The organism is Acidiphilium sp. 34-64-41, assembly GCF_002282635.1.
GTDB classification, from domain to species: Bacteria; Pseudomonadota; Alphaproteobacteria; order Acetobacterales; family Acetobacteraceae; genus Acidiphilium; species Acidiphilium rubrum.
Genome location: NZ_NCJX01000128.1, coordinates 1 through 6,264 on the forward strand (window position 1 = coordinate 1; position 6,264 = coordinate 6,264).

The 6,264-nt window shown below is 58.7% G+C and carries 6 protein-coding genes; 2 read left to right on the forward strand and 4 right to left on the reverse strand.

The annotated features are described in order from the left end of the window. Positions 1–40 precede the first annotated feature (40 nt). Entirely contained in the window at positions 41–2,782 is a 2,742-nt protein-coding gene (locus B7X49_RS17515; protein ID WP_265638486.1) for a Tn3 family transposase, read from the reverse strand. Between the two features lie 125 nt (positions 2,783–2,907). On the opposite strand from B7X49_RS17515, the gene B7X49_RS17520 reads away from it, so the two are divergent. Further along, positions 2,908–3,450, forward strand: a complete 543-nt coding sequence (locus tag B7X49_RS17520; RefSeq protein WP_265638485.1) for a recombinase family protein — start codon at positions 2,908–2,910, stop codon at positions 3,448–3,450. Between the two features lie 7 nt (positions 3,451–3,457). Here the strand turns inward: B7X49_RS17520 and B7X49_RS17525 are convergent, their stop codons facing one another. The 3 genes from B7X49_RS17525 to B7X49_RS17535 are packed head-to-tail and all read right to left on the reverse strand — an operon-like array spanning position 3,458 to position 5,822. Beyond that, positions 3,458–4,738, reverse strand: coding sequence for an APC family permease (locus tag B7X49_RS17525; RefSeq protein ID WP_265638484.1), 1,281 nt, complete (start codon positions 4,736–4,738; stop codon positions 3,458–3,460). Positions 4,739–4,770: 32 nt separating this feature from the next. Further along, positions 4,771–5,088 carry a cupin domain-containing protein gene (locus tag B7X49_RS17530; protein WP_265638483.1) on the reverse strand — a complete coding sequence of 106 codons (318 nt, stop codon included), beginning with the start codon at positions 5,086–5,088 and terminating at the stop codon, positions 4,771–4,773. Next, the gene (locus tag B7X49_RS17535) at positions 5,085–5,822 is read right to left on the reverse strand and encodes a YqcI/YcgG family protein (RefSeq protein ID WP_265638482.1); all 738 of its coding nucleotides are present in this window, start codon (positions 5,820–5,822) and stop codon (positions 5,085–5,087) included. The genes B7X49_RS17530 and B7X49_RS17535 overlap by 4 nt, the downstream gene beginning before the upstream one ends. Positions 5,823–5,939: 117 nt before the next feature. Between B7X49_RS17535 and B7X49_RS17540 the strand changes: the two genes are divergently transcribed. Continuing rightward, positions 5,940–6,264: Lrp/AsnC family transcriptional regulator (locus tag B7X49_RS17540; RefSeq protein WP_286840407.1), on the forward strand; the 325-nt coding region annotated here is incomplete at its 3' end.

Genomic DNA, 6,264 nt, shown 5'->3' on the forward strand with positions numbered 1-6,264 from the left:
CGTCCCTCGCAGCATTCAGATGCTCGTCGCGCCGCAGGAACTACCCGTTCTTGGATTGGATCAACCCGTCATAATCACTGCGACGGGACACTAGCCGGTTGAAGAATATCGCACGGGCAAGCGCGTTGCGGGCCTCACCTTTGTTCAGGCCGGCATGAGCACGCCGGCGAAGATCGAGATTTCGAATCCAGTCCAAGGTGAACAGGGTTCTTTCCAAGCGGCCGACCTCGCGTAGGGCAATGGCAAGACCGTTCTGGCGTGGGAAAGCGGCCAGGCGGCGCAGCATCGCCGATGCGGTCGTGGTGCCGGCATGGATGGAAGTTCCCATCCGGAGAAGATCGTTCCAGTTGGTCTCGACATGGGCGATATCGAGTGTGCCGCCAACCATCGGTTCGAGTACCGGGTCCACGGCCATCCCTGGTAGAAGGTACAGGCGGCGATCCTTGATGTCGCGCAGTCGCGGTGCGAAGCGGAATCCAAAGAAGGGGCAGACACCAAAAACGTGATCGGTCGCGCCTCCAGTGTCCGTATAGTGCTCGCTGATCTGCAAGCCGGTTTGATGATAGAGCAGGCCGTCGAGCACATGTGGTGCCTCGCTGGCGGTCGCGGCGATGACCTTGGTGTGGAATGGGCCGAATTGGTCGGAGATATGGGTGTAGAATGCGACCCCAGGCTCATTGCCGTGGCGGGCATTGATGTCACCAATTCCAGCACCTTGGCCGCCCGCCTGAAAATATTGCCCATCGGATGACGAGGTCGTGCCGTCGCCCCACAGCCGGGCGATCGGCAAAGCGCGATGTGCCTCGATCAATCTGGTCAATGCGGCAGTGTAGGTTTCTTCCCGGACGTGCCAGTCATGAACCCAGGCGAGCTGGCGCAATGTAACGCCGCGGCAGGTTTCAGCCATTCGTGTCAGCCCTAGATTGATGCCATCCGCAAGAACGGCCGCGAGAAGAACGTTACGGTCATCGGCCGATCGGCCATTCCGCTGATGGGTGAAGCAGGCCGAGAAGCCCGTCCAAGCATCGACTTCGAGCAGCAGGTCGGTGATTTTCACGCGGGGCACCAAGCTGTAGGCCGCGTCTCTCGCCGCTTCGGCCTTGTCCGGCATGTTGGCGCGCAGAGGGGAAATTTTCAGCTCGCCGTCCGTGATGGTGGCGTCGGGCAAACTGCCAGCCTTCGCCAAGCTGGTTACGACATCGAGATCCTGTTTCAGGGCCTCTCCGCGCCCGGCGATATACGAGGTGAACACGGGATCGATGGCGAGGGGCAAGGGGCCGGCCGCTTTCAGCGCTTCGAAGGTCGGCTGCGGGATCAGGGTGGCTTCAAGGGCCTGATACTGGCGGCTGCCCTCGACCCAGATATCACCAGCACGAAGTCGCTCCCGCAATTCCCAGATCGCACAGATTTCATAGGCGCGGCGATCGATGGCGCCCTGCTGAAAGACGAAAGACCGCCAGGATCGACGGACAAAACCGGTCGGCACCGTTGCTGGCAGGACCCGTTTTCCAGTGCGCCACGCTTCGCGGATCAAGCCGATCGCTTTGAGCAGGCTGGCCGCACTTTCTGCCCCCTGAAGCGAAACCGTTTCCAGCAGCGCCGGGACGAATTTCCGGATCGTTGCGTATCTGCCGAGTAATTCCGATCGACTGTCGGCTGCATCCGGTGCGGTCAGAGCGCGCGCCTCGGCGACACATTTGACGAACCGTGCCCAAGGGAGGTGCTGTTCGATTGCGGCGATGGGATCTTGCCTGCAGTCTCGTGCCGTGATCACGGCATTGCAAGCACCGGCCAGCGTCTTCAGATGCGCACGCAGGTCGCCGGCGGATTGCAGCGTCTTTTCCTCGGCGTTCCGTTCGGCCTTCCGACCGAAACTGCCGATCAACTTCTCGAACATGAACAGCGCCGCGTCGATCAGTCGTGATTCCAGCCGTGTGACCGTCGCGGCTAGCACGGCATGGCGCCGTGCTGGGGCAAGTTCGGCCAGGTGCTGGGTGGTCATGCGCAACCCCTCATCGGCCATCCGCTCGAAGACGACCGCCGGCACAACGGGATCACGATCTTTCTTCAATCCGATCCCCCGGACGAACCGGATTCGCTCGAGGATGGCGAGGACGTTCCGACCGGCCGGTGACTGGGGCGCGGTTCGCAACCAAGCGAGCGAGGTGATGTGACTTTCGGTCCGTCGTTGAAGCAGCGCATCGAGGGCTTGGCGCTGGGTGACAGTCAACGTATCGATCACCGCGCGATGGCTGATGCGTTCGGCGTCGCTACGGGCTTGGTGAATGGCGCGTTCTATCACGATTGGCGGCGGCAGAAGAATGCGCCGCTGCCGCAGTTCGTCCAAGGCAAGCGCTATTAGCCGACCCGGCCGCCGATCGATCTGGGCTGCCGGGGTCAACCGCGCCACCAGTTCGCCAAAGGTAGCATCGCCGAAGGCGTGATAGCCGAAAGTCGTCGTCAAATCGGCAAGATGCTTGCGGCGCGTTTCATCGCGCCGCCCATAAGCGGTAAAGGCGCTACGACGAACGCCAAGTTGACGCGCAACGAAAGCGATGATCGGTGCTGGCGGCGTTTCTCCGGCGGCCAGCACGCGGCCGGGACAGCGAAGATAAAGCAGCAGCATGGCAAAGCCGAGTTGGGTCGCCTCGGTGCGCCTGCTGCGGATCAACGCCAGGTCTTCGCGGCTGAGCGTGAAATGGCGAACCATGTCCCGCTCCTCGATGGGCGGCATGAGCAGCCGGTTCCATGCTTCCGCATTCAGCAGCCGACGTCGCGCCATCTGGTCTTTCTCCCTGTCCGTGAAACGATCCTTTGATGGCCAAGCGCTATGTGTCCGTAAACCATGGACACGCTACGAGAATACGGACAAGATGATTTTCGGACAACAAAACGGACAAATCAGCGATGAAGCGCGTCGGCTACGCCCGGGTTTCCACCAACGAGCAGGATCTGGCCCTCCAGCGTGATGCGCTGGTCGCAGCGAAGTGTGATCGAATCTTCGAAGATCGCGCGTCCGGTGCCAAAACCGATCGGCCGGGGTTGTCTGAAGCACTTGCCTATTTGCGTGACGGGGATACCCTGGTGGTCTGGAAGCTGGACAGGCTGGGGCGATCGATGTCGCACCTGATTGACACGGTGAAAGAGTTGGATGCCCGCCACATCGGCCTGCACAGTATGACCGAGCAGATCGATACCGGCACGCCAGGAGGCCGGTTGATTTTCCACGTGTTCGGCGCGCTCGGGCAATTTGAGCGTGACCTGATCCGCGAGCGGACCCGTGCCGGCCTTCACGCCGCACAAGCCCGTGGTCGCCTCGGCGGCAGGAAGCCCGTCATCACCGACGATAAGCTCAGGCGGGCACGTGATTTGATCGCCAAAGGGCTGACTGTCCGAGAGGCTGCGAGCCGCGTCAGGGTCGGGAAAACCGCGCTTTACAAAGCCCTGTAACCGAGCGCTACCCGCAAGCATCAGTTTTGCGCTCGGATGACAGAATCGCCGGTCGGTTTCGTTGAATCAACGTCAAGAAAAGCGATAGTATAATGATAAAGATCGGATACAATAGGGATTTGCCTTGCCAAGACAAAATAACCAGACTGCCTACAAAAACAAAAACAGAAAGTGATTTCTCAAACACGCTTTTGCATAATTTTAATATGACTAGAGCCGCAATCCCATAAAGGATCAGAAAATTTTGCCCGGCCAGGCTGAACATTTTTCCTATCCCGATAAATCCTAGACCACTTAACAGCAGAACCAACAAAAGAACTCCTATGGTCGCCACGACGGCAGTGACCGGCCGCCCACCGGCTGTCTCCCCTAAAACCGAAGGCAGAACTCCATCGCGGCCAAGTCCATAGACCATTCGTGAGACGCCCCACACGGCACCTGACAGATTCGCAAAAATGATCACGGCGGCAACGCCGGCGACCATCGTAACGCCTAATTTCCCCAGCGATGGTTGAGCGATCGCCACAAATGGTGAGACATATGAACCGCTGATATCGATATCTTGAGCGACATAGGCGATACCAAGATAGAGGATTGACGCAATCACGAACGAGAGACCCATCGCGATTGGGTAGTCCCGGGTGGGGTTTCGAAATTCTTCCGCGATGCCGGCACCAACTTCCCATCCGGTGAAAGCAAAAAATAACATCATAAAGGGTGAGGTAAGTATCCCGATGTGCGAAAAACTCGGGAAGACAATCGGTAAATGCATCGGGCGGGCGGCTGCGCTTACGATGCCAACCCCCAGAAATGCGACGACGGCACTAAGCACGAGGGACGCTAGCCATGCCATCACGCGGGCAGCGGCAGTTCCCGGTACCAGATGAGGTATCATGGCACAGAGGATTAAACCGGCTGCGTAGAAACGGGGCGATCCACCGAACACGGCAGCCACATAGTGACCGCCGGTTAGCGCAATAGCCGGCAGCCCAAAAATAACCGCCCCCAGAAACAGAAGGGAAGCGATCCGCTCTCCGAGAGGGCCGAACGCCCGCCGCGCGTAAGCGGATATTCCACCAGCCTCGGGATAGCGTTTGCCAAGCACTATGAAGACGCCGAGCAACGGCACGGCACAGACCGCACACGCCAACCAAGCCGCGAAGGCGTATCCCCCCGCTTGCTCAACTGCGAGGCCAGGCAAGGTGAGAAGCCCCGCGCCGATTACGATATTCAGCATCAGCGCCGTGCCGCGCAGGACGCCAAGCGACTTGGCAAGGCCGTCGGTCATGAGGTCTACATCTCCGGTTAGATCATAAGCATTTAGGTCAAAGCCAGTGCGAGGCGACGGAGGGCGATGAGATACGTTGCCCCGTCATCGAGGGCTTCGGATCCATGTCGGTCGCCGGCCGGAAGATTGATGACGTCACCCGGTTTGCACGTCCTCTCACCGTTCTCCCAGAAGAAGCGTACTGCCCCGCCGACGATAATCAGCGTCTCGTCGGTGTCGTGCTTATGCCAGTCGTGTAGTTTGCCGGGAGCATCCCTTTGAACCTCGATCGATCCTTGCTCAGGCAAAATCCCGAAGATGAGGTTCGCGGGATCATTCACATCTGCCTGACCTGGGTTGATGGTGATCATGCCGCCTTCTCCGTCCGCGATTTAAGGCTGTGAAACGGACAGGCTGTCGGTTGGTTTTCCTCGTCGAGAAAATACTGGGCGAACTCGCGCGTGCTGGGGTCACCGTAGCGGCCCAGTGCGGGTGATTCCGGGATGAAATCATAGGCAACAAGCCGTTTTCGAACCTTGTCAAATGCGGATTTGGCAGATGCTTCCGTGCCCAGAATGTTTTCGAACACCCAGCGGGGCTGAAATGTGACCATGAGGCTGGTTGATCGACGGCTCTGCCGCATGACATGAGCCGGTGTGTTGCAAACTACGAAAATCGGTTCGCCGGCGAATGAAAACTCCCAACCAGGCGTATCCAAATCCTCCGGAATATCCGCCGGCCATGGGTGTGAGTCGAGCGCCGCAAGATCACGCAGGAAGTTCCAGAACATTGTTCGGTAAAATGCCACATTCCGGACCGGCCCAGGTCTAGTCATCACGACGAGGGAGGTGTTGGGGCCGATGTCCCGGGCGCGAGTGAGATAGCGGGTGAGTATGGGCGCAGTTTTCGGAGCGTCCAATAGATCAGCAAAGGAAAATCTGAGTTGATTGGCGCGAAAGCCTGCAACACCGAAGATGCAGGGAAAGGGCCGCTCCTCGCTTAGCAGAGTCGTGGCAAAATCGGATAGAAGTATTCGTTGCCACGCATCGTTCTGGAATTTTTGCTCTATCTCGAACCGATCAAGAAAGCCGTCCATGGTGTCCATCCCGTTGTTGTTTGACCGCCGGGATGGCACTCCAAAATGGTGCAGCCAACTTGCCAAATTGGCGTAAAATTGCCATTTTGATCCCAGCTCAGCCGGCTCTCAGATCAGGACGTGGCAATGGCACAGGATAACGCAGGTCGCCCCAGCCGGCTTCGACTCAGCGAGGTTGATCGGAGAATTTTGGGGTTGCTCCAGCAAGACAGCCGGCGGACAATTTCGGAAATATCCGCTGCCACCGGTGTATCGCGTGCGACGGTCAGAGACCGTATCGACATCATGCGGGAGGGCGGTGTAATCCGCCGCTTCACGATCGAAATGGCTGACGATCCACCTCTTGAGAATTTTCAAGCAGGTGCGTTTCTCCACCTGGAGCTTAAACGGCCAGTATGCCGAATTGTCTATTCCGCGATCCGGGCCTGGCCTGAGTTGATGGGTTGTTGGT

Bases quoted from the DNA above. Each gene is read 5' to 3' on its own strand.
- B7X49_RS17520 (WP_265638485.1), top strand. From the start codon at position 2,908: ATGAAGCGCGTCGGCTACGCCCGGGTTTCCACCAACGAGCAGGATCTG.
- B7X49_RS17515 (WP_265638486.1), bottom strand. From the start codon at position 2,782: ATGGCGCGACGTCGGCTGCTGAATGCGGAAGCATGGAACCGGCTGCTC.
- B7X49_RS17525 (WP_265638484.1), bottom strand. From the start codon at position 4,738: ATGACCGACGGCCTTGCCAAGTCGCTTGGCGTCCTGCGCGGCACGGCG.
- B7X49_RS17535 (WP_265638482.1), bottom strand. From the start codon at position 5,822: ATGGACACCATGGACGGCTTTCTTGATCGGTTCGAGATAGAGCAAAAA.
- B7X49_RS17530 (WP_265638483.1), bottom strand. From the start codon at position 5,088: ATGATCACCATCAACCCAGGTCAGGCAGATGTGAATGATCCCGCGAAC.